The 271-nt window shown below is 76.8% G+C and carries 1 pseudogene; it reads right to left on the minus strand.

The window, feature by feature from the left end:
* Window positions 1-271, minus strand: a pseudogene (locus BEN49_RS31200) (hypothetical protein); the annotation flags it as partial.

Consider the following 271-nt stretch of genomic DNA (forward strand, 5'->3'; position numbering starts at 1 on the left):
CCCGGGGTGGATGTCGAGGCCCGTGCGCTGATGGGCGTGCTCGGCCAGCAGGCGCGGCAGGCGCGGCAGCCGCGCTGGTGCAGGGCGTGGGCCAGCCGGCCCCAATTTCGGCCGTTTCGCCGATGACGATGCCGTGCCGTGGTCGATGCGAGAACGCCGGGCCGATGCGGGCCCCGGGGTGGATGTCGAGGCCCGTGCGCTGATGGGCGTGCTCGGCCAGCAGGCGCGGCAGGCGCGGCAGCCGCGCTGGTGCAGGGCGTGGGCCAGCCGG

The organism is Hymenobacter coccineus, assembly GCF_001816125.1.
Taxonomy (GTDB): Bacteria; Bacteroidota; Bacteroidia; order Cytophagales; family Hymenobacteraceae; genus Hymenobacter; species Hymenobacter coccineus.